Origin of the sequence: Kribbella qitaiheensis (assembly GCF_014217565.1) — a bacterium.
In the GTDB taxonomy this organism is placed as follows: Bacteria; Actinomycetota; Actinomycetes; order Propionibacteriales; family Kribbellaceae; genus Kribbella; species Kribbella qitaiheensis_A.
Genome location: NZ_CP043661.1, coordinates 935,861 through 957,104, shown reverse-complemented (window position 1 = coordinate 957,104; position 21,244 = coordinate 935,861). Strand labels below are relative to the sequence as shown.

General features: G+C 67.4%; 22 protein-coding genes. 10 read left to right on the top strand and 12 right to left on the bottom strand.

Annotation, left to right across the window (positions count from 1 at the left end; all coding sequences use genetic code 11):
- The first annotated feature begins 5 nt into the window (after positions 1–5).
- Positions 6–464, top strand: coding sequence for a PGPGW domain-containing protein (locus F1D05_RS04125; protein ID WP_185446077.1), 459 nt, complete (start codon positions 6–8; stop codon positions 462–464).
- On the opposite strand, the gene F1D05_RS39700 is transcribed toward F1D05_RS04125, so the two are convergent.
- Together F1D05_RS39700 and F1D05_RS04120 are read right to left on the bottom strand one after the other, a co-directional pair.
- Positions 453–857 (bottom strand): hypothetical protein, encoded by a 405-nt coding sequence (locus F1D05_RS39700; RefSeq protein WP_246486417.1) that lies wholly within the window; start codon positions 855–857, stop codon positions 453–455. The genes F1D05_RS04125 and F1D05_RS39700 overlap by 12 nt on opposite strands.
- Positions 787–1,647: an FAD-dependent monooxygenase gene (locus F1D05_RS04120; protein ID WP_246486416.1), complete on the bottom strand. Its 861-nt coding sequence runs from the start codon at positions 1,645–1,647 to the stop codon at positions 787–789. Before F1D05_RS04120 ends, F1D05_RS39700 begins: the two co-directional genes overlap by 71 nt.
- Before the next feature lie 96 nt (positions 1,648–1,743).
- Here F1D05_RS04120 and F1D05_RS04115 point away from each other — a divergent pair, with 96 nt between their 5' ends.
- A complete protein-coding gene (locus F1D05_RS04115) occupies positions 1,744–2,442 on the top strand; it encodes a TetR/AcrR family transcriptional regulator (RefSeq protein ID WP_185446076.1) in 699 nt (232 codons plus the stop codon).
- Here F1D05_RS04115 and F1D05_RS04110 read toward each other — a convergent pair.
- On the bottom strand, positions 2,415–3,281 hold the full coding sequence (locus tag F1D05_RS04110; protein WP_185446075.1) for an AraC family transcriptional regulator: 867 nt from the start codon (positions 3,279–3,281) through the stop codon (positions 2,415–2,417). The genes F1D05_RS04115 and F1D05_RS04110 overlap by 28 nt on opposite strands.
- A 179-nt stretch (positions 3,282–3,460) precedes the next feature.
- On the opposite strand from F1D05_RS04110, the gene F1D05_RS39695 reads away from it, so the two are divergent.
- Positions 3,461–4,180, top strand: coding sequence for an alpha-L-rhamnosidase N-terminal domain-containing protein (locus F1D05_RS39695; RefSeq protein ID WP_246486415.1), 720 nt, complete (start codon positions 3,461–3,463; stop codon positions 4,178–4,180).
- Positions 4,128–6,257 (top strand): family 78 glycoside hydrolase catalytic domain, encoded by a 2,130-nt coding sequence (locus F1D05_RS04105; protein ID WP_246486414.1) that lies wholly within the window; start codon positions 4,128–4,130, stop codon positions 6,255–6,257. Before F1D05_RS39695 ends, F1D05_RS04105 begins: the two co-directional genes overlap by 53 nt.
- A gap of 45 nt (positions 6,258–6,302) precedes the next feature.
- Here F1D05_RS04105 and F1D05_RS39690 read toward each other — a convergent pair whose 3' ends face one another.
- Positions 6,303–6,563: a hypothetical protein gene (locus tag F1D05_RS39690; RefSeq protein ID WP_246486413.1), complete on the bottom strand. Its 261-nt coding sequence runs from the start codon at positions 6,561–6,563 to the stop codon at positions 6,303–6,305.
- Between F1D05_RS39690 and F1D05_RS04100 the strand changes: the two genes are divergently transcribed.
- Genes F1D05_RS04100 through F1D05_RS04090 form a run of 3 tightly spaced genes read left to right on the top strand, consistent with a single transcriptional unit; the run spans position 6,562 to position 9,376 of the window.
- Positions 6,562–7,602, top strand: coding sequence for an ABC transporter substrate-binding protein (locus tag F1D05_RS04100; RefSeq protein WP_246486412.1), 1,041 nt, complete (start codon positions 6,562–6,564; stop codon positions 7,600–7,602). The genes F1D05_RS39690 and F1D05_RS04100 overlap by 2 nt on opposite strands.
- 5 nt (positions 7,603–7,607) lie before the next feature.
- The gene (locus F1D05_RS04095; RefSeq protein ID WP_246486411.1) at positions 7,608–8,528 is read left to right on the top strand and encodes a carbohydrate ABC transporter permease; all 921 of its coding nucleotides are present in this window, start codon (positions 7,608–7,610) and stop codon (positions 8,526–8,528) included.
- Complete coding sequence (locus F1D05_RS04090; RefSeq protein WP_185446073.1) at positions 8,525–9,376, top strand: carbohydrate ABC transporter permease; 852 nt, start codon at positions 8,525–8,527, stop codon at positions 9,374–9,376. Before F1D05_RS04095 ends, F1D05_RS04090 begins: the two co-directional genes overlap by 4 nt.
- Here the strand turns inward: F1D05_RS04090 and F1D05_RS04085 are convergent.
- A complete protein-coding gene (locus tag F1D05_RS04085; protein WP_185446072.1) occupies positions 9,373–10,515 on the bottom strand; it encodes an aminotransferase class V-fold PLP-dependent enzyme in 1,143 nt (380 codons plus the stop codon). The two genes, F1D05_RS04090 and F1D05_RS04085, sit on opposite strands and share 4 nt — an antisense overlap.
- A gap of 269 nt (positions 10,516–10,784) precedes the next feature.
- Between F1D05_RS04085 and F1D05_RS04080 the strand changes: the two genes are divergently transcribed.
- Together F1D05_RS04080 and F1D05_RS04075 are read left to right on the top strand one after the other, a co-directional pair.
- Positions 10,785–11,537: a glycerophosphodiester phosphodiesterase gene (locus F1D05_RS04080; RefSeq protein ID WP_185446071.1), complete on the top strand. Its 753-nt coding sequence runs from the start codon at positions 10,785–10,787 to the stop codon at positions 11,535–11,537.
- Positions 11,538–11,573: 36 nt separating this feature from the next.
- The gene (locus tag F1D05_RS04075) at positions 11,574–12,947 is read left to right on the top strand and encodes an MFS transporter (protein WP_185446070.1); all 1,374 of its coding nucleotides are present in this window, start codon (positions 11,574–11,576) and stop codon (positions 12,945–12,947) included.
- Between the two features lie 50 nt (positions 12,948–12,997).
- On the opposite strand, the gene F1D05_RS04070 is transcribed toward F1D05_RS04075, so the two are convergent.
- Genes F1D05_RS04070 through F1D05_RS38655 form a run of 6 tightly spaced genes read right to left on the bottom strand, consistent with a single transcriptional unit; the run spans position 12,998 to position 19,274 of the window.
- Positions 12,998–14,419, bottom strand: a complete 1,422-nt coding sequence (locus F1D05_RS04070; protein WP_185446069.1) for a polysaccharide lyase 6 family protein — start codon at positions 14,417–14,419, stop codon at positions 12,998–13,000.
- A gap of 24 nt (positions 14,420–14,443) precedes the next feature.
- Positions 14,444–15,301 carry an AraC family transcriptional regulator gene (locus tag F1D05_RS04065; RefSeq protein WP_185446068.1) on the bottom strand — a complete coding sequence of 286 codons (858 nt, stop codon included), beginning with the start codon at positions 15,299–15,301 and terminating at the stop codon, positions 14,444–14,446.
- Positions 15,298–16,761 (bottom strand): polysaccharide lyase 6 family protein, encoded by a 1,464-nt coding sequence (locus F1D05_RS04060; RefSeq protein WP_185446067.1) that lies wholly within the window; start codon positions 16,759–16,761, stop codon positions 15,298–15,300. The genes F1D05_RS04065 and F1D05_RS04060 overlap by 4 nt, the downstream gene beginning before the upstream one ends.
- 13 nt (positions 16,762–16,774) lie before the next feature.
- Complete coding sequence (locus tag F1D05_RS04055; RefSeq protein ID WP_185446066.1) at positions 16,775–18,046, bottom strand: alpha-L-fucosidase; 1,272 nt, start codon at positions 18,044–18,046, stop codon at positions 16,775–16,777.
- Between the two features lie 5 nt (positions 18,047–18,051).
- The gene (locus tag F1D05_RS04050) at positions 18,052–18,918 is read right to left on the bottom strand and encodes a carbohydrate ABC transporter permease (protein WP_185446065.1); all 867 of its coding nucleotides are present in this window, start codon (positions 18,916–18,918) and stop codon (positions 18,052–18,054) included.
- Positions 18,915–19,274, bottom strand: coding sequence for a carbohydrate ABC transporter permease (locus F1D05_RS38655; RefSeq protein ID WP_246486410.1), 360 nt, complete (start codon positions 19,272–19,274; stop codon positions 18,915–18,917). Before F1D05_RS38655 ends, F1D05_RS04050 begins: the two co-directional genes overlap by 4 nt.
- A 110-nt stretch (positions 19,275–19,384) precedes the next feature.
- Between F1D05_RS38655 and F1D05_RS38650 the strand changes: the two genes are divergently transcribed.
- Positions 19,385–19,627: a hypothetical protein gene (locus tag F1D05_RS38650; protein ID WP_206686071.1), complete on the top strand. Its 243-nt coding sequence runs from the start codon at positions 19,385–19,387 to the stop codon at positions 19,625–19,627.
- Positions 19,628–19,862: 235 nt separating this feature from the next.
- Here the strand turns inward: F1D05_RS38650 and F1D05_RS04040 are convergent, their stop codons facing one another.
- Entirely contained in the window at positions 19,863–21,185 is a 1,323-nt protein-coding gene (locus tag F1D05_RS04040; RefSeq protein WP_185446064.1) for an ABC transporter substrate-binding protein, read from the bottom strand.
- Between the last annotated feature and the right edge of the window lie 59 nt (positions 21,186–21,244).

Sequence of the window (21,244 nt, the reverse complement as noted above, 5' to 3'; positions counted from 1 at the left end):
CAGGGGTGGCCGAGCAGACCCGTCCGGACCGCACGGACGACAACATCACGCTGGACGCCCAGGACGACCGCTGGGAGTGGCGGCGGAAGATCCGTGCGAATCCGCGGAAGTTGTTGTTCTACCGGATCGGCGTCGGGGTGCTCGGTGGGCTGCTTATCATCGCGGCTCCGCTGACCGGCTGGTTGCCGGGGCCGGGTGGCATTCCGTTGTTCATCGCGGGCCTTGCCGTGCTGGCCAGCGAGTTCGAGTGGGCCCAGCGCGTCCTGTACAAGGTGAAGGACTGGGTCAAGCAGTTCACCGCCTGGACCGGTAGGCAGCCGGCCTGGCTGAAGGCGCTCGGCACGGTGGCCATCTTCGGGTGCGTCATCGTCGCCATCTGGCTCTACCTGGCCGTCCTCGGCGTGCCGGGCTGGCTGCCCGACTCGTGGGAGTCGTTCCTGCACAAACTCCCGCTACTCGGCTGAGGCGACCGGCACGGTGTAGTCGCGGATCGGCAGCTGACTGCTGATCTTCTGGCCGACCTTGAGCATCTGGTTGAGCAGGAACGGCGAGTTCATCGTCCGGTTGCGAAAGGCCGCACCGAAGCGGGTCGCAGGAGCAAGAAACTTCCCCGTGCGGTCGCCGCCGGACTGGCAGGCGCGGACCGGCTTGCGAAGCCCACGCTCGTACGCCTGGAACGCGGCAGTGTGGTCGCCGTCGGACTCGGCCAACTCACCCGCCAGCACGTAGGCGGCGACGATGGCGGTGCTGGTCCCCATGCCGCCCACCGTGGCGCCGTACCCCGCATCACCGAGCAGCGCGATCCGGCCCGTTGACCAGCGGTCCACATCGACGCGGCTGATCGAATCGAAGTACATCTCCTTCGTGTCGGCGAGCCCGTCCAGCAACTGCGGGATGTGCCAGCCGAGACCCGCATAGGCGTCGCGCAGAATCGCCTTCTGCTGCTCGGGATCCCGCCGCTCGTAGCGGAGCTCGGGCGACTTGAAGATGAACATCGTCCCGGCCCCGGGACGGATCCCGCCGATCCGGCCCGACGCTGGCGAGCCTGCCGGGCACGTTGTACATCAACCCGTCCTGCTCCCCGCCGTACTCGTTCGGCACATCCCACCCGGCGATGTGGTAGCCGAGATAGCGGACGTAGTCCTGCTCCGGCCCGAACGCGAGCCGCCGTACGACGGAATGCAGGCCGTCGGCGCCGATCACCAGATCGAACGTGCGCGCTGCCCCCTTCTCGAAGGTGACGTCCACCCCAGCGGCATGCTCGTCCAGCGATGCGATCGAGTCACCGAACACGTACTCCGCCCGTTGGCGGCTGTGGTCGTAGAGCACCTGCGAGAGGTCCGATCGCAGTACTTCGAGGTCTCCCCCGGCGAACTCCCCCGGCAACCGCATCAACTGGCGACCGGTCTCGTCCACGAACCGCATCGCGCTACCGCCGGTCTGCCGGGCCCGGAGCTCGTCGAGTATGCCCATCCGCTCCAGCACGACCTGGTTCACGCTGCCGCGGAAGTCCACGGCGTAGCCGCCCTGACGCAGCGCCGGGGCCAGCTCGACCACGGTCACCTCGTAGCCGTACCGGCCGAGCCAGTGCGCCAGCGCCGGGCCGGCCACACTCGCGCCGGAGATCAGGATCCGCTTGTTCTTCATGGTTCTCCCTGAGCCGAAATCGAAACTGTGTCCGCCGGACACAATAATGTGTATGGTAGACACAGTTCGACCGCGTGAGCAACCGGGAAGGCCGAGATGACCGAACTGCTGTGGGGGCCTCACCAGCCGCCGAGCCGCGGCCCGAAGCCGGCGATGACGCTGGACGGGATCGCCCGGGCCGCGATCAAGATCGCCGATGCCGAAGGCCTGGACGCCGTCTCGATGCAACGCGTCGCCGGCGAACTCTCCTTCACGAAGATGTCCCTCTACCGGTACGTGCCGGGCAAGGCCGAACTCGTCGCGGTGATGACCGACCTCGCTATCGGGACACCGGCCGACTATCCGCTCGCCGAGTGGCGGGAAGCGCTGACCGTCTGGGCGATGGACCTCTACGCGACCTTCGGGAAACACCCATGGCTGCTGCAATCGACGGTCGGTCGCCGCGTTCTCGGCCCGAACGAACTCAGCTGGATGGACCGCGGCGTACAGGCCGTGCAGAACACCGGTCTCACCGGCGGCGAGCAACTGGATTCAGTCCTGGTCGTCACCGGGCACATCCGGACCATCGCCCAGCAGTCGCTGACCGTGCCAGGTGGAACAACCGGCGTGACCGAGGACCACATCACCGCCGCGCTGACCGAGATCCTCAGCACCCAGGCCGACCGATTCCCCGGCCTGGCCGCAGCGATGACAACCCTCGAAGGCGGCCAGAACCAAGGCCTTTCCTTCGGCCTGGATCGCATCCTCGACGGCCTCGAGGCGCTGATTCAGACGCGGGTGAAGCGGGCCCGATAGGTCGTCGCACTCAGGCCGTAATGGGACTTGAAGCGGCGGGCGAAGTAGTTCTGATCGGGCCAGCCGACCGACTCGCCGATGCGGTTGATCGGTTCGTCGGTGTGCAGCAGGCGGTCGGCGGCAAGCTCCGCGCGAAAGCGGGAGAGGTAGGCCATCGGCGGCAAACCCGTGGCTGCCTTGAAGATCCTGACCAGATAGCCAGGAGCCAGGTGCAGGTCCAGGGCCAGCTCGGTCAGCGTCCAGCGGTACGCCGGCCTGGCCTCCATCAACCGCATGGCATCCAGTACTGCGGGGTGCAGTTGGCCGGTGCCGTCGCGACCGTCACCCGCTGCCCTGGCGAGCCGATTGAGGAACAGCGACAGCCACCCGATGATGTCGCCGTGATGCAGGTTCGCCGGCCGGTACCGGAGGTCCTCCAGCCCGTCGAGATGCCCGAGACATTCCGCCAACGCGGCCGGATCCAGTCGAAAAGCAAGCCGCTCGGGCATGTAGGGCAAGGTCCAGAGCAGGTGGCCCAGCAACGGATCCTCCCGCGTCCAGGCGAGCTCGCGATGCAGTAGGTCCACGGAGAAGCCGCAGTTGTAGATCTCCAGACCACGACAGTCCTCATAGCCGTGCCACACACCGGGCCGCACCAGCAACACGTCGCCGGTCCCGAGCTCCTGACGCGCGTCAAGGCAGTTGTGGACTCCGTGTCCACCGATCACCACGACAACCTCGAAGAAGCTGTGCGTGTGCACGGGATGGTCGCCCTCGTGCCGGTAGCGACCGGCGAACGCCATCGCCCCCTCGACCAGGTGGACGAGGGTCCCTTTGTTCTCGACCGGCGGTTCCTCCATCACCGCACGATAGGGGTCAAGGTGCATTTCGTGCTAGGTCGGGTGCACTGCGGACTATGCGCGGGACAGCACCGGTCGCATGATCGGGGGCAGGCGAATTCTTCCCGCCACCAATCCGTGATTCCTTCGACTTCGCCACTGACAGCCTTTCACTGAATCGTTTCATGTTGGGAGCGCAAATGCCTCGCACGGCCGCACCCGTCAACCTCCGCTTCGACCACCGCACCGACGACGGCCCCGTCCTCGGCCTCGGTACCGGCGCGCCACGCCTGTCGTGGCAAGTGCCGGCAGCCGACGACGACTACGCCCAGTCCGGCTACGAGATCGAGATCACCCGCGCCGGCGTACCGCAGTCGAAACACGCCATCACCTCCCCCGAGCAGGTGCTGGTGCCGTGGCCGGATCACCCCCTCGCCTCCCGCGAGTCGGCCGAGGTCCGGATCCGGGTCCGCGGTACCGGCGACGAGTGGAGCGACTGGAGTGAGCCGGCCGTCGTCGAGGCCGGACTGCTCCAGCCCGACGACTGGACCGCTCGCTTCGTCAGCCCTCGCGACATTGGCGCCGTGGGCTCCCCCGCCCCGATCCTCAGCGGCAGCATCGAACTGCCGGACAACATCGTGCAGGCCCGGCTCTATGCCACAGCGCACGGTGTCTACGTGCCGGAGCTCAACGGCCGACGCGTCGGTGACGAGCAACTCGCCCCCGGCTGGACCTCGTATCAGTTCCGCCTGCGCTACCAGACCCATGACGTCACTGATCTGGTCCGACCGGGCACCAACGAGCTGGACTTCCTTGTAGGCAACGGCTGGCACCGCGGGCCGCCTCGGCTTCAACGGCCAAAGCGCCGTGTACGGCGACCGGCTGGCTGTCCTCGCCCAGCTCGAGGTGACCACCGCTGACGGCACCGTCCACGTCCTCGCCACCGATGGCACCTGGACCGCCCGCGAGAGCCAGATCGTCGCCGACGACCTGTACGACGGTCAGCGCGTCGACCTGACCCGTACTCCGACAACGTCGACCCCTGTCGACGTACTGGACGCCGATCTCACGCTGCTCGTGGCTCCCGACGGACCACCCGTCCGCGTCACGGACGTCCTACCCGCACTGAAGATCTGGACCTCCCCCGCAGGCAAGACCCTCGTCGACTTCGGCCAGAACGTCGTCGGCCGAGTCCGGCTGAAGGTCCGCGGCGCGAACCAGGGCGACGAGGTTGTCCTACGCCACGCCGAGGTGCTCGAGAACGACGAGCTCGGCGTCCGGCCCCTCCGCTCCGCCAAGGCGACCGACAGCTACGTCCTGGCCGGCCCCGACGAGGCCACTCTCGAAGCGGAGCTGACCTTCCACGGCTTCCGGTACGCCGAGGTCACCGGCATCTCGGACCTCCAGCCAGCAGACATCACTGCCGTCGTCATCAACTCCGACCTCCGGCGCACCGGCTGGTTCGAGTCGTCCGACGAGACCCTCGACCGTTTCCACGAGAACGTCGTCTGGGGGATGCGCGGCAACTTCGTCGACGTCCCGACCGACTGTCCGCAGCGCGACGAGCGGCTGGGCTGGACCGGTGACATCCAGGTCTTCTCCCCCACCGCGAGCTTCCTCTTCGACAGTGCCGGCTTCCTCGGCAACTGGCTGACGGACCTCGCCGCCGAGCAGCACAAGGACGGCTCGGTGCCGTACGTCATTCCCGACGTACTGCGGGACGCCTCGCCGTCGACGGCGGCATGGGGCGACGCGGCTGTGGTCGTGCCTTGGGTGCTGTACCAGCGCACCGGCGACCTCGACCTGCTCGCTCGCCAACTGCCGAGCATGCGCGCGTGGGTGGATCGGATGACCGACCTGGCCGGCACCGACCTGCTGTGGACCGGCGGATTCCAGTTCGGCGATTGGCTCGACCCGACCGCGCCGCCGGACAACCCCTTCCGTGCCAAGGCCGATCCGGACGTGCTCGCCACGGCCCACCTGGCGAGGTCCGCGCAGATCGTCGCCGACGCGGCCGAGCTGACCGGCGATGCCGACCGCGCTCAGGAGTGCAGCGACCTCGCGGGACGGGTCCGCGCCGCGTTCGCAGCGGAGTACGCGACTGAAGGCGGCCGCGTGCTCAGCGATGCGCCCACGACGTACGCGATGGCCTTGCAGTGGGCACTGTTGCCGACAGCGGAGCAGCGCCGTCGGGCAGGGCTTCGGATGGCGGACCTGGTGAGGACCGCAGGCTTCCGGATCAGCACAGGCTTCGTCGGTACTCCGCTGATGGCTGACGCGCTCACCGATGCCGGTGAGCCGGACCTGGCATACCGACTGCTCCTGCAGACCGGTTGCCCCTCCTGGCTCTACGCGGTGACCATGGGCGCGACGACCATCTGGGAACGCTTCGACAGCATGTTGCCCGACGGCAGCATCAACCCGGGCGAGATGACGTCGTTCAACCACTACGCGCTCGGCGCTGTCGCGGACTGGATGCATCGCCGCGTCGCCGGCCTCGCACCCGGCTCGCCCGGCTACCGCAGCATCGTGGTTCACCCACTGCCGGCTTCGCAGCTCACTCGTGCGGCCGCGCGCCACCTCACGCCGTACGGCGAGGCGAGCGTGGCGTGGGAACGCTCGGACGGCTCGTTCCGGTTGTCGGTGACTGTGCCGGTCGGCGCGACTGCCACGGTCCACCTGCCGTCCGGCGGCAAGCCGATCGGGGTACGGCACGGTGACCACGAGTGGACCGTCGACGATCCGTACGCCGAGGCGGCAACCCTTCCCGCCGATGCCACCATCCGGCAACTGCTGGACCACGAGAGCAGCTGGAATGCCGTCGCCGAGGCGGCGGTGGAAGCCGGGGTGGTCGTCGACGACGCCCAGCTCGCCGGCCGGCTGGAGCGCTACCTCGACGCACCCGCGACCACCCTCGTCCGGTTCGCCGGTGGGTGGCACTCCTCCGGTGGGGACGCACTACAGGCCCGCCTCGACTCCTTGCTTGCCACGCAGTAACCGTCTCTGGAGGTCATCATGACGATCCGCCCACCTTCGACAGCTTTAGCCCTGATCGGCGCGACCACTGCGCTCGCTCTCACCGCGTGCAGCGCCGGCAGTCTCGGTTCCAGTGACGACGGGGGCGACGGCAAGGTCAGCATCAGCTTCCTGATCGGCAATCAAGACCAGGACGTCAAGACAGCCGACCAGCTCGTCAAGGACTTCACCGCGAAGTTCCCGGACATCGCCGTCAAGACCGAGACCCGGCCGGGCCGGGACCGAGGGCGACAACATCATCAAGACCCGGCTGGCCACCGGCGACATGCCGGACGTGTTCAACTACAACACCGGGTCGCTGTTCCAGGCGATCGCGCCGCAGAAGAACCTCGTCCCGCTCGGCGACCAGCCCTACATCGGCGACCTGGACGAGAACTTCAAGAAGACCGTGACGGCCGACGGGCAGGTGTACGGCGTACCGGTCGGCGGCTTCATGGGCGGCGCGGTGCTCTACAACATCCCGATCTACACCCGGCTCGGGCTGACACCGCCGAAGACCTGGGCCGAGTTCATGGCCAACAGCGCGAAGATCAAGGCGGCCGGTATCGCGCCGGTGATCCAGACCTACGGCGAGACCTGGACCTCGCAGCTGTTCGTCCTCGGCGACTTCCACAACGTCGTGATGGCCGAGCCGGAGTTCGCGGACAAGTACACGAAGAACCAGGCCAAGTACGCGACGTCGCCGGCCGCGCTGAAGGGCTTCGAACACACCGAGGCCGTCCACGACGCCGGGTACGAGAACAAGGACTTCGCGTCGGCCAAGCTGCCGGACGGGCTGCGAATGCTTGCCCAGGGCAAGGGTGCGCAGTACCCGATCCTGTCCGGCGTGGTCACCAACATGGTGGCCACCTACCCCGACGCCGCGAAGAACGTCGGTCTGTTCGCGTTGCCTGGTGACGACGCGAGCAAGAACGGCCTGACCGTGTGGACCCCGGGCGCCAACTACATCCCGAAGTCCACCACCGGCGGCAAGCTGGACGCGGCCAAGAAGTTCCTGGCCTTCGTCGCCAGTCCGGACGGGTGCAAGTCGCAGACCACCGCCGGAACCCCGACCGGCCCGTACGCCGTCAAGGGCTGCGAGCTCCCGGCCGACGTACCGCAGTCGCTCAAGGACATGCAGCCCTACCTCGACAAGCCCGGCTCGTCCAGCCTGGCGCTGGAGTTCGTGTCACCGGTCAAGGGCCCGTCGCTGGAGCAGATCACCGTCGAGGTGGGCTCCGGCATCCGCAAGGCCAAGGACGGCGCCGCGCGGTACGACGACGACGTGAAGAAGCAGGCGCAGCAGCTCGGTCTGGCTGGTTGGTGAGGTCGGTGGCCATTACGTCGATCCGCGCTCGCGCTGACGCACCCGCGTCGGCGCGGGCGTCCAAACCGAAGGTCTACACGCCCTACTCGAACTGGTTCTACCTGCCGTCGGCGATCATCTACGGCGTCCTGTTCGTCGTGCCGACGTTCGCCTCGCTCTACTTCAGCCTGACCCGGTGGAGCCTGTTCGAGTCGAAGTTCATCGGGCTGGACAATTTCAAGCTGTTCTTCTCCGAGCCTCAGCTGGTCAAGGGGTTCACCAACACGCTGATCTTCGCCGTCGTGACGTCCGGCTCCAAGGTGGTCCTCGGATTATTGCTGGCGGTGCTGCTGACCTCGCAGATCGTTGCCCGCGGCTACCTCCGGTCGGTCGTCTTCTTCCCGGTCCTGGTCTCCACGATCGGTGTCGGTATCACCTTCACCGTGCTGATGAATCCCGACCACGGCCTGATCAACAGTGGGCTCGGGGTGCTCGGGATCAACGGACCCGGGTGGCTGACCGATCCGAAGTACACGTTGCTGTCGGTCGCGGCGGTGGACATCTGGAAGGGCGTCGGGCTGGCGACCCTGATCTACATCGCCGGAATCGTGTCGATCCCGCGGGAGTATCTGGAGGCCGCCCGGGTGGACGGCGCCGGCTCGTGGGAGAGCTTCCGCAGGATCGTCCTGCCGCTGTCCCGGCCGGCCACGGTCACGGTGATCATCCTGTCGCTGATCGGTGGGCTGCGGTCGTTCGAGCTGATCTGGGCGATGACGCGGGGCGGTCCCGGGTTCACCTCGGATGTGATCGCCTCCGTCATCTACAAGCAGTACCAGGCCGGGTTCTACGGGCTGTCGACGGCCGGCAACGTGGTGCTGTTCCTCGCGGTCACCGCGATCGTGCTGCCGCTGTCGTACTTCCTCAACCGCAAGGAGGTGGACCTGTGAGCACCGCCGAGCTCGTCAATCACAGGCCGGGGCGGAAGTACCTGCTGAGCGCCGCCGCGATCGTCGCGTCGGTGATCGTCTTCATCATCCCGTTCGCGTTCATCGTGCTGACGGCGGTGAAGGACCGCCAGCAGGCGGCCTCGCTCGACTTCTCCTGGCCGCATCAGTTGCGGATCGTCCAGAACTTCGTCGAGGTGGTCCAGGCCCGGGACTACATGCTGGTGATCGCGTTCATCAACAGCACGATCCTGACGGTGGCCAGCGTCGCCGGCATGGTCGTGCTGGCGGCGATGGCCGGGTTCGTTCTCCAGCGCCGCAAGAGCCGCTGGAACGGCTTCATCAACTTCCTGGTGCTGTCCGGCCTGATCATCCCGCCAGCCGTGGTACCGACGATCTGGGTGCTGCAGAAGTTCGGGTTGTTCAAGACCATGCCCGGGCTGATCCTGATCGAGATCGCGTTCGGCTTGTCGTTCTGTGTACTGCTCTTCCGGGCGTTCGTCGCGACGATCCCCCGCGAGCTCGACGAGGCCGCGATCATCGACGGGGCCGGGCCGTTGCGGCTGTTCTTCGGGGTGATCTTCCCGCTGCTGCGATCCGTCATCGTCACGGTGATCGTGGTCCAGTCCGTGACGGTCTTCAACGACTTCACCAACCCGCTGTACTTCCTGCCCGGCGACCAGAACGCCACCGTGCAGCTGACCCTCTACAACTTCCAGAGTCAGTTCAGTACGCAGTACAACCTGTTGTTCATGAACATCCTGCTGATCACCATCCCGCCGCTGGTGATGTTCCTGTTCTTCAACCGCCAGATCGTCGCCGGTATGACGTCGGGTGCGATCAAGGGCTAGAGCACCGAAGGGAGGCGTTCGGCGAGGAACTTGTAGTCGTCGAGGCTGTTGTAGGCGTGCGCCGAGAGGCGGATGAAGATCCGGGTGTCGAAGCCGGTCAAGGTGATCTCGGCCTTGAGCTCGCGCGACACCCGGATCTTGAACGCCTCGCCTGCGTCAGGCGTGCGCTCACCGGGGAACGGCAGCTCGACCAGGCGCATCGTCGGCGCCGGGTTCACGACATCGGGCACCGAGGTGCCGAGCGCCTTCGCGATGACCCGGGCGCCTTCGTCGAGCATTGACGACAGCTGCATCCGCCGCCGCGGCCAGTCGAGCTCTTTCAGCACCCGTAGCGACTCGGGTGCCGCGATCCAGGGCGCGTAGTCGAAGGTGCCCTGCATGTCGAAACGCTCGGGCAGCCGCTCGTCGTACTCGGACCACGAGACGATCAGCGGCATCGTCTCCGAGCGCCACTTCTCGGCAACCACCAGTCCGGCTGTCGCGCGTGGCGACGAGGGCCACTTGTGGAAGTTGCCGGTCCAGAAATCAGCGCCGTCGCCGGCCGGGGCGTCGAGCAGCGCCGGCGCGTGGGCACCGTCGACGATGACCGGGATGCCGTCCGGCGCACAGGCCTCGACCAGGCGCCGGATCGGGAAGACCATCGCCGTCGCCGAGCTGATCTGGTCGACCACGAGGACGGCGGTGCTGCCGTTCAGTGCCGCCGAGATGCGGGAGACGACCGTGTCGTCGTCGGATTCCAGTGGTACGTCGACCACGACGACCTCTGCCTGGTGCTGCCGGGCGAACCGCTCCGCCGCGAACTTGACCGCGCCGTACGCGTGATTGGTCAGTACGATCCGGCTGCCGGGCGCGATCGGGACGGTGGCGAGTGCGGCCGTGACGCCCGCACTCGCGTTCGGGACGAGCGCGAACCCGGCCGGGTCGGTCTCCAGATAGGCGGCCAGCTCGAGCCGGCTGGCGGTCAACCGGTCCGCGACCGAGCGGAACCACGCCATCGGGTTCGCGTCGGTCTCGGCGCGCAGGGCGGCCAGGACTTCCTGGGTACGCCGCGGCACCGCGCCGTACGAGCCGTGGTTGAGATGCAGGACGCTCGGATCGAGGGTCCACAGATCCGGGCGGGGCGGGCTGATATCCGTCACTGGCCCAACGCTACCCAACCTGCTGCCCGGCGGTCGGGTCGCGGGCGGCGCGGCACGCGGTCCCCGGCTCGGGAGAGGGTCGGGGACCGCATAGTGCCGCCGCTCGCGGTACACGTCGGGCTTCCGCGGGGGGACGCTCTACCCGGATAAGTGCCGTCGAAGCGCGCGGTTGTTGCCCCGAACGTACTGCTACCGCCGACGCGCCTACAAGAGTTCGGCGCCCCGGGCCGGCAGCGCGTCCGGACTCCGGAGTCGGCGATACTTCCGGTGTGTATCCCTACCTGGACCACGACGGCCCGATCGCGATGGCCCACCGCGGCGGCGCCCTGCATCCGGACAACCTAGGCTACGAGAACTCGATGCACGCCTTCGAGCAGGCGGTCGGACTCGGTTACCGCTACCTGGAGACCGACCTGCACGCGACCAGCGACGGCGTGGTCGTGGCGTTCCACGACCACCGGCTGGACCGGGTGACGGACCGTACCGGGGTGATCTCGCAGCTGCCGTGGTCGGAGGTGAAGCAGGCTCGGATCAACGGCCACGAGCCGATCCCGCTGCTCGCCGAGGTGCTCGAACGCTTCCCGGCGACCAGGCTGAATCTCGACATCAAGGCCGACAACGGAGTACTGCCCGCAGCCGCCGTACTGCGGGCTGCCGGCGCCATCGACCGGGTCTGCGTCTCGTCCTTCTCCCAGGGCCGGGTGCGGCGGATCCGGGCCGAACTCGGCGAGCGGCTCGCGACCGGCTTCGGCCAGAACGAGATCGCCCGGCTGCGGTTCTCGCCGGTCCGGTTCGACTCCCCCGGCGCCTGCCTGCAGATCCCCGAGTACTACGGCCGCGTCAAGGTCCTGACTCCCGGGCTGCTCCGGCGTGCGCATGCCCTCGGCAAGCAGGTCCACGTCTGGACCGTCGACGACCCCGCCGCCATGCGCCGCCTCCTGGACCACGGCGTGGACGGCCTGATCACCGATCGCACGGACCTCCTCCGCGAAGTACTGATCGAACGCGGTGAGTGGTCCTAGCTCCGCATCGCCCGAACACCTGCCACACTCCTCCGCATGGGAATCCTCTCCGCCCCCGCTACGGTCGACAAGCGCGAATACTGGGGGTTCAGCCTCTACGACTGGGCCAACTCCGGCTACGTCACCACCGTGGGCACCGTGCTGTTCGCGCCGTACCTGACGTCGATCGCGGAACAGGCCGCCTGCGGACGAGTCGGTACTACGGACGACCCCTGCCAGACCAACCTGCACGTCCTCGGACTCGGCATCTCGCCCGGCTCACTGGCCTTCTACGTCGTGACCGTGGCGACCCTGATGTCCGCGCTCTTCCTGCCGGTCGTCGGCGCGATCGCGGACCGGTCGCCTCGCAAGAGGTTGCTGATGTGTGGCTTCGCCTGGGCCGGTGCGTTCGCCGCCTGCTGCATGGTGTTCGTGAGCGGCGACCGCTGGGAGCTCGGGGCGCTGCTGTTGTTCCTCGGCAATCTGTGTCTCGGGTCGTCGCTGGTCGTGTACGACTCGATCCTGATCGACATCGCCGGACCCGACGACCGTGACGACGTCTCGTCCCGCGCCTGGGCGTTCGGCTACCTCGGCGGATTCATCCTGCTGGCGATCAACCTCGGCGTCGTCACGGCGCACGACGCACTCGGGCTGAGCAAGGGCACCGCGGTCCGGCTCAGTCTGCTCAGCGCTGGACTGTGGTGGGGGCTGTTCACCTTCATCCCCTACCTGCGGCTGAAGGACCGGCCGCCGGTCAGCGTCGTCCAGGTTGGCAGTGGCAGCCTGGTCAAGCAGAGCTTCGGCCAGTTGTTCGCCACTCTGCGGCACGTCCGGACGTATCCGATGACGCTGCTTTTCCTGGTCGCCTATCTGTTCTTCAACGACGGCATCCAGACCGTCATCTCGGTCTCCTCGACGTACGGCGAGAAGCAACTCGGGTTCGAGACCCAGATCCTGATCATGACGATCCTGCTGGTCCAGTTCATCGCGTTCTTCGGCGCGCTCGCGTTCGGCCGGTTCGCCCGCCGGTACGGCAGCCAGCGCACGATCATGGGCGGCCTGGTGGTCTGGATGGGGATCGTGATCGCCGGCTTCCTGCTGCCCGCGCACCAGATCGCGCCGTTCCTGGCGATGGGCGCCGCGATCGGGATCGTCCTCGGCGGCACCCAGGCGCTGTCGCGGTCCGCGTTCAGCCAGCTGATCCCGAAGGGCCGCGAGGCGGAGTACTTCAGCCTGTACCAGGCCGGCGAACGGGGTACCTCCTGGCTCGGCACCCTCGTCTTCGGCCTGGTCCATCAGCTCACCGGTTCCTACCGCCCGGCAATCGTTGCTCTCGGCATCTTCTTCGTGGTCGGCCTGGTCCTGCTCGCCCGCGTCGACATGCGCCGCGGCATCACCGAAGCCGGCAACACCCAGCCCAGCCTCGTCTGACCCGACGGACCGCTCGTCACCAGTGGGCGGTCCGTACGGCTTGCCTCGTACTACGCGGCGCCGGGGCCGACGTCGGCGGGGTTCAGTGGGTGCCTGGTGGTCGGCTGGGTCGACGACTCGTCGGCGCCTACGTCGTACGGGGCTACCCGCGGCTGGCCATCCAGGTCGTCGGTGACCTGGCCGGAGTGGTTCTGGCTTGCCGCGTTGAGGGCGGCGCTGCCGGAACCGAGCCGGCAGACGCCGTCCGAGCCGGCCTGCAGTTTCGGGTCGGCCCGGGTGAAGCCGGACGACGGGATGTTCCCGTTGGCCGCGCCACCCCACAGGATGTTCCCGGACCACGTGATCCCCTGCAGGTACGGCATGTCGACCAGCGAACCGCTGTCGCCGACCAGCAGGTTGTCCTGGATCTTGCAGCCCAGCGGCGGCAGCGTCCGCTGACTCTCACCGGCCAGCGCCTGGCTGTTGTTGCGCAGGGTGTTCAGCACGATGGTGACCCGGTCCGGCGCATCGTTGCCGGTCCGCGAGCTCGACGGCTCCCCGTCGTAGTGGTCCCGGACCGTTCCGCTCCCGAGCACGATCCCGGCGCCGCTCACGTAGTTGTTCACGATCAGGTGGTCGTTGCCGTAGATCCTGATCCCGTTCGCGCCCGAGAGCAGGTAGTTGCCTTCGACCCGGTTCTCGTTGCCGTGCCGCAGCACGATCCCGCCGGTCGACGACCGGATGGTGTTGAACCGGATCGTGTTGCCCGACGACTTCACCGAGATCGCTTCCGGGTCGCCGTTCACCCGCTCGAAGAGGTTGTACTCGACGGTCGCGTCGGCCGCGGACAGGGCCCGGCTGCTGACGCCGAGGCGGATCGGCTCACCACCGTTCGATCCGCTGTAGGAGTGATCGCGGAAGTAGTTCCGGGCGATGTTCGTGCGCAGGGCCATCGTCGTACTGCCCGGTCCGTCGATCACCAGGTAGACGCCCTTGGTGGACTTGTCGTGGAAGGTGTTGCGATCGACCTTCACGTCGTCGCCGCGAACCACCACCCAGTGCTCGGCGACGGTCGCGAACTGGAAGTCGTTGCGGGTCAGCCGGATCCGCGGGCAGGTGGTGGGGATCTCGAGCGTCGTGCTCTGCCGGAAGTTGAACCCGCTGATCGTGATGTACGACGAGTTCGAGAGCACGAAACTCTGCGAGCCGGTGAGAGTGACGCCACCGCGGGACTCGGCGACGATCGTGATCGGCGCCGCGCTGGTGCCGTTGCGGCCGTTGATCGTGATCGGCGAGCTCGACGGTACGGCGTACGAGCCGTTCGCCAGGGTGATCACCGTGCCGGGGCCGGCGCTGTTGATCGCCGACTGGAGTTGGGACAACGAGGTGACGATGGCCGAGACCCCCGCGCCGGCGGAGCGTGCTCCGGACAGTTGCAGGGCGACCGCGCCGACACCGAGGGTGCCGACCGCGAGGAAGGAACGACGATCCATGAGAGCTCCTGAGTACGTAGGGAACTAGCTACGGGGGCGGTACATCTTGCGGTACTCACTCGGGGTCACCGAGCTGACTTGGCGGAACACCTTCGAGAAATAGGACTGGTCCATGCCGACGGCCGCCGCGATCTCCTCCATCGGCCGCGAGGTGGTCACCAGTTCACGCTGCGCCCGCTCGATCCGGGCCCGTTTGATGAACTGCTTCGGCGACAGCCCGAACTCGGTCCGGAAATGCCGGATGAAGGCACTCAGGTCGAAACCGAACTGGGCGGCCAGGTCCTCCACGGTCAGCGGCGAGGCGAGGTTTTCCTCGATGTACCGGACGATGCCGGACTCGCCGGTCTGCTGTGGCGACAACCGGATCGAACCGGGCGGCGCGCTGTCCAGGTAGTGCGCGAACAACGCGGTCAGGGCGGAGCGGATCCGCAGCGGCGTCGCCAGCCCCGGCGGGTCGCGGTCCGCGGCACCGACCTGCTCGAACAACGCGGCCGCTTCCGCGGGCGCCCGGCTCGGGACGATGAACGGCAGCGTCAGCATCTCGCCGATGTCCCGGTCACCGATCAGGGCGGAGAAGTGCAGCCAGTGCTTCCGGAATGTGTTGTCGCTGATGGTCGAGTACGACACCGGGACGTCAGCCGGTAGGTAGCAGAGCTCGCCCGGCTTCGGGTAGAGCTCCTGCTCGCCCACCACCAGGCGTCCTTCGCCTTCGAGGATCAGGTACAGCCGCGAAAACGGATCGGGCTGCAGTGGGCGGTACCACTCGCGGTGGACATGAGTGATCCGGCTGGCGACGACCAGGTCCAGCCTGAGCCGATCAAGGTGAGTGCGGACGATCTCCTCATCACCGAGAACAGCGACGTCGACGGGCTCGGTCTTCATGAGGCGTGGATCCCGACCTCGGCCGCCGTCAACGGGTGGAACCGGGGCCTGCGATGGGAGAACTCGTCCGCGCCGACGTCGACCCGGCGTCCGCGCCGATCCCCGTCCACATCGATGCTGCCTGCCGGATAGGAACCAGTGGCCGCGTCGATCGCTGGGCTCCCGGCCGACAGTCGCCGTACGCCGTCCTGTCCTGCCGTCAGCCGCGGGTCGACGCGAGTGAAGCTGCCCGTCGGCGCATTGCCATCCGCGGCCTGACCCCAGACGAGGTTGCCGGACCAGCTGATGCCGTCCTGGAACGGCATGTTCACCAGTTGACCGGTCTCGGCGACCAGCAGGTTGTCGGCGATCGTGCAGTCCAGCGGCGGCAGCGTCCGGTTGGTCTCGCCGCTGATCGCGGTCTTGCAGTCCAGCAGCGTGTTCAGCGCGATCCGCACCCGGTCCGGCGCGTCGTTGCCGGTTCGCGAGGTCGGCGGTTCGCCGGGGAAGTGATCCCGGACGTTGCCGCTGCCCAGTACGACGCCGCTCACCTTCTCCAGGTAGTTGCTCAAAATCTGGTGATCGTTGCCGTAGATCCTGATCCCGTTCGCGCCGGAGAGGATGAAGTTGCCCTCGACCTGGGTGCCGTTGCCGTGCCGGAGCACGATCCCGCCGACGCTGTCGCGGATCGTGTTGTGCCGGATGAAGTTTCCCGACGACTTCACCGAGATCGCCTCGGGATCGCCGTTCGCCCGCTCGAAGAGGTTGAACTCGACCACGGCACCGGCCGTGGTGAGCGCCCGCGGGCTGACGCCGAGACGGATCGGCTCCCCGCCGTTCGAGCCGGGGAAGGTGTGGTCCCGGAAGTGGTTGCGGGTGATGTGGACGCCTTGCGCCATCCCGTCGGTCCCGGCTCCCTCGATGCCGAGGTAGATGCCCAGCGTGGACTTGCCGTGGAAGTCGTTGTGGTCGAGCGTCGTGTAGTCGGCGCGCACCATCACCCAGTGCACGCCCTCGATGTCGGCCAGCTGGAAGTCGTTCCGCGTCAGCCGGATCCGCTGGCAGTCCGGCGGAAGGTCCAGCGTCTGCCGCTGACGGAAGGCGAACCCACCGAGGGTGACGTCCGACGCAGCGGTCAGCACGAAACTCTGCTCGCCGGTCAGTACGACGCCGCCGGGCGATTCCGCCTGGATGACGATCGGCCGACCGGGCCGGCCACGGACACCGGTCAGGGCGATCGGTGCGTCCGCAGGTACGTCATAGGTGCCGTTGGCAACCGTGATCACCGTGCCAGGGACCGCCCGGCCGATCGCCTGCCGCAGCTCATCGAGCGAGCGCACGAACGGGCGACGGCCGGCGGCAGGGGCGAGGCCGCCGATCTCCGCGATCGGAGCGGCCGTGGCGGGCGGCGTGCCGGTCGCGAGGCCCGCTGCACCAGCGGCGACGCCACTTGCGGCGGCGAGAAAAGTACGACGTTCCATGGTGTGCTCCCGATCAGGCGGTGGGGGTGAGGAACAGTTCGACGACCGGTACGGCGACGTCCGGGCGGCGTACCGGGAGTTCGAGGGTGAGGGTGCCGGCCGGTTGCCCGCCTGGCTGGGTGTTCTCCGCGGCCCGCTCCGGGTCGGGCTCCAGCAGGCGGATCTCGGAAGCGTCCGACAGCAATTGCGCGTATTGCACCCGGCCGGCCAGACCGGGCAGGTGCACGTGCTTGAACGGCCAGCTGAACAAGTGCAGGTAGAGCCGATCGCCGTTCTGCGTGTAGCGGCAATCCGCGGGCGCCGGATGCTCGGAGGCACCACACCCGTAGATGGACCGCTCATTCAGCCGCATCCAGTCGCCGATCGCCTCCAGGCCGGCCTGCGCGACGGGATCGATGAGACCGCGGCCGGTCGGGCCGACGTTGAGTAGCAGGTTGCCGTCCTTGGCGACGCCGTCGATCAGCATCCGCACGAGCAGGTCCGGGCTCTTGTAGTCGAAGTTGTCCCGGTCGTAGCCCCAACTGCCGTTGAGGGTCTGACAGGCCTCCCAGGTGATCGGCCCGTCCGGCCCGGTCATCGGACCAGCCGGTTGATATTGCTCCGGGGTGACGAAGTCGCCGGGAATCCCGGTGCGGTCGTTGACGAGGATGTCCGGCTGCAACTCGCGAACCATCGCGAGCAACTCCTCCGCACCCCACTCCCCGGCCCCCTTGCCGCCCCAGGTGTGCGAGCGCCCGGCGTACGAGAAATCGAAGAAGAGGTAGTCGATGGTGCCGAATCTGGTCAGCAGTTCGCGCACCTGTCCGTGCAGGTACTGCCTGTACTTCGTGATGTCGCGCGGCGCGGCCTTGGCGTCCTCGTCGTCGCGCTGCGGGTGCAGACCGTCGATCGGGAAGGACGGGTGATGCCAGTCGATCAGCGAATGGTAGAAGCCGACCTTCAGCCCCTCGGCCCGGCAGGCGTCGACGAACGGCTCGAGCAGGTCCCGCCCGTACGGCGTGTTGGTGACCTTGTAGTCGGTCAGATCGGTGTCCCACAGGCAGAACCCGTCGTGGTGCTTGGTGGTGAGTACGACGTACCGCATGCCGGCGGATCGCGCCGCCCAGACCCACTCGCGCGGCCGGTACAGATCCGGGGAGAACCTGTCGAAGTACTGCTGGTACTGCGCGTCGGTGAGCTGCTCGCGGTTCTTCACCCATTCGTGCCGGGCGGCCAGCGAGTACAGGCCCCAGTGGACGAACATGCCGAAGCGGTCGTGGCGGAACCAGGTCTTCGGATCAGACATGGCCGTCACCCCTTCAGAGCGCCGGCGGTGAGGCCGCGGGCGAAGGATCGTTGGAAGAGCAGGAACACGATGACAGACGGCAGCAGCGCGAGCAGGGACGCGGCCATCACCACACCCGGCGTGACCACTGGGTCGATTCGCAGCGTCCGCAGTGCCAGCGGCAGCGTGTAGTTCGAGGAGTTGGTTGCCACCAGCAACGGCAGCAGGTACTGGTCCCAGATCATCGTGAAGCCGAACACGCCGATCACGCCGAGAGCCGGTTTGCACAGTGGCAGGATGATCTGGGCGAAGATTCGCAGCTCCCCCGCCCCGTCGATCCGGGCTGCCTCCTCCAGCTCTCGCGGCACGTCCTTCATGAACTCGGTCATCACCAGGATCGAGAACGCCCAGGCGCCGAGCGGCACGATCATGCCGGCGAGCGTTCCCATCAGGTTCAGGTGCAGCAGCGGCAGATCGCCGAGCACCAGGGTCAGCGGCAGCGCGAGGATCTCCTCGGGCAGCATCATCGTGGCGAGGATCGCGACCAGCACCACGGTCATCAGGGGGAACACCTTGCGGGCGAGCGCGTATCCGGCCAGGACCGAGACAGCGACCTGCAGCAGCAGTCCGAAGCCGACCACGAAGAACGAGTTGAGCAGATACCGCAGTACGCCGTGGTCGAAGGCGATCCGGAAGTTGTCGAGGGTCGGAGTCTTCGGGATCACGCTCAGCTGGGTCGGGTCGGACACATGGTTGAACGAGCTCACCAGGAGCGCCAGCAGCGGGCCGGCGAACACGACGAACAGGCCGGTGTAGACCACTGCCTTGACGATCTTGGCGACCGTACCGGTGCGCTCGGTGAGACCCAGCGCGGTCTCGGTGGCGACGCTCATGCGGCTCTCCTTCTCCGGAGCAGTTGGACGCAGACAGTCAGGACGAGGGTCGCGGCGAAGAGCAGTACTGCGCCCGCCGAGCCGACACCGAGCCGGTTCTGTTCCAGTCCGAGCTTGTAGATCAGGGTCATCACGACCTCGGTGGAGCCGTTCGGGCCGCCGTTGGTGAGCAGGAAGACCTCGGTGAAGCTCCGGAAGGCGCGCACCGCGGCGAGCACGAAGAGGATGGCGAACACCGGCCGCAATCCGGGCAACGTGACATGGAGGATGCGTCGTTTGGTCGAGGCCCCGTCCACGGTCGCCGCCTCGTACAGGCCTCGATCGATACCGGCCAGCCCGGCCAGGAAGATCATCATGTCGTACGGCGCGCCCCGCCAGATCCCGGTGACGGCGATCGACGCGAGCGAGGTGTCCGGGTCGTTGATGAAGCCGGAGGGGCCGAGGGCCGGCCAGCCCGATCACCTGGTTGAGCAGGCCGTCGCTGGTCGGGTGGTACATGATCCGCCACAGCTCGGCGACGACGGCCATCGGGACGACGACCGGCAGGAACGCCGCCGACCGGATGAAGCTCAGCTTGCGGGTCTGCCCCTCCACCAGCAGCGCGAGCCCGAACCCGAGCAGCATCGAGCCGAACGTCTGCCCGACCGCCAGCACGATCGTGTTCCAGGTCGCCGACCGGAAACTCTCCGAGCTCAGGATCTCGCTGTAGTTGGCGGTGCCGACCCAGGTGTTACCGAGGTAGGGCTTCACATCCTGCGCGGACATCACCAGTGCCCGCGCCATCGGGATGAACTTGAAGTACGCGAAGAGGATCAGCGCCGGTGCCAGGAACAACCACGGCACCCACCAGTTGCCGGCCCGTCGGCGCCGTTTCCGGGTGCCGGCCCGGAGGTGCGCCGAGGGTGCCCTGGGCGGTGTCCGCACCGGCGGCGCTTCCTGAACGCTCACTGGGCGCCGACGCCTTGCTGCTTGAGGACATCGGCGAGCTTGGTGTCGAGCTTGGTCAACTCAGCCTGTACGTCGAGGTCGCAGTCGGCGATCAGCGCGTTCACCGTGTCGGCCGTGTCCTGCCGTACCGGGGTCCAGTTCGGGATCGACGGGGCGTACCGCCCGTTGTCGCGGTACGCGTCGGCGTACACCTTCCAGCGCGGGTCCTTGCGGACCGTGGTGATGTCGACGCTCTTGTTCACCGGCAGCTGGACGTTGAAGGCCTTCTGACCTTCCATACCGAGCTTCTGGCCGTCGGCCGAGATCATGAAGGAGGCGAACGCGTTCTGCCCGGCCTCGTTGGCGGACCCGGCCATCAGATAGACGCTGCCGCCCTCTGCGAGCACCGTCGAGTCCTTCGGACCCTTCGGTACCGGCACGACCTCGTACTTGTCTTTACCGAGGCCGGCGTCGAAACGAGGCAGCAGGTACGGGCCGACGACGTACATGCCGGTCCGGCCGGCCTCGAACGTCTCGTTGGTGGGCGGCGTGTCCATGGTCGCGGCGCCTGGCTGGATGACCTTGCTGCTGCAGGCCAGGTCGCGGAACCACTTCGTGGCGGCCACCGACTCCGGTGTCGACATCGCGGGCTTGTACTTCCCGTCCGGCTGCTTGGCGATGAAGTCGCCGCCACCGGCCCAGAGGAAGTTCGAGAAATACCACGAGGCGTAGCCGCGTTTGGTCGAGCCGGGGACGGCAAGGCCGTAGGTGTCGGCCTTCCCATTGCCGTCCGGGTCCTGCGTGGTGAAGGCCTTCCCCAGGGTGACCAGGTCATCCCAGGTCTTCGGCACCGCCAGGCCGGTCTTCTGGCGCCAGTCCTTGCGGATCAGCAACGCGCTCGCCTGGGCGGAGTACGGGACGCCGTACATTTTGCCGTCGCCGGACTTGCCGACGGCAAGGGCGGACTCCAGTAGTTGCTCGCTGCCCTTGACCGCAGCCAGGTCGACCGGGCGGACGATGCCCTGGGAGACCATCGTGCCCAGCTGCGAGGAGTCGTTCAGCACCAGGTCCGGCAGGTCCTTCTGGGCCGCACGCTGGGACAACTTGGTCTCGAAGTCGTCGAAGATCGCCGTCACCACGACCTTCTGGCCGGTGGCCGCCTCGAAGGCCGAGGCCAGTTTCTTCATCCCTTTCTCACCGTCACCGCCCGGCGTGGTGCGGGTCCACAGCTCCAGCGGAGCCTTCGGATCCTGGGCCACCGGCTTGGCGCCACCCGCACCACAACCGGCCACGGCCACTACTGCAACCCCTGCCGCGAACCATCTCAGTGACCTTGACATGCCATCTTCTCCTGTCGACGAAGAGGCGATTTGTACTTTTTGCGCCTCATTTCGTCGGA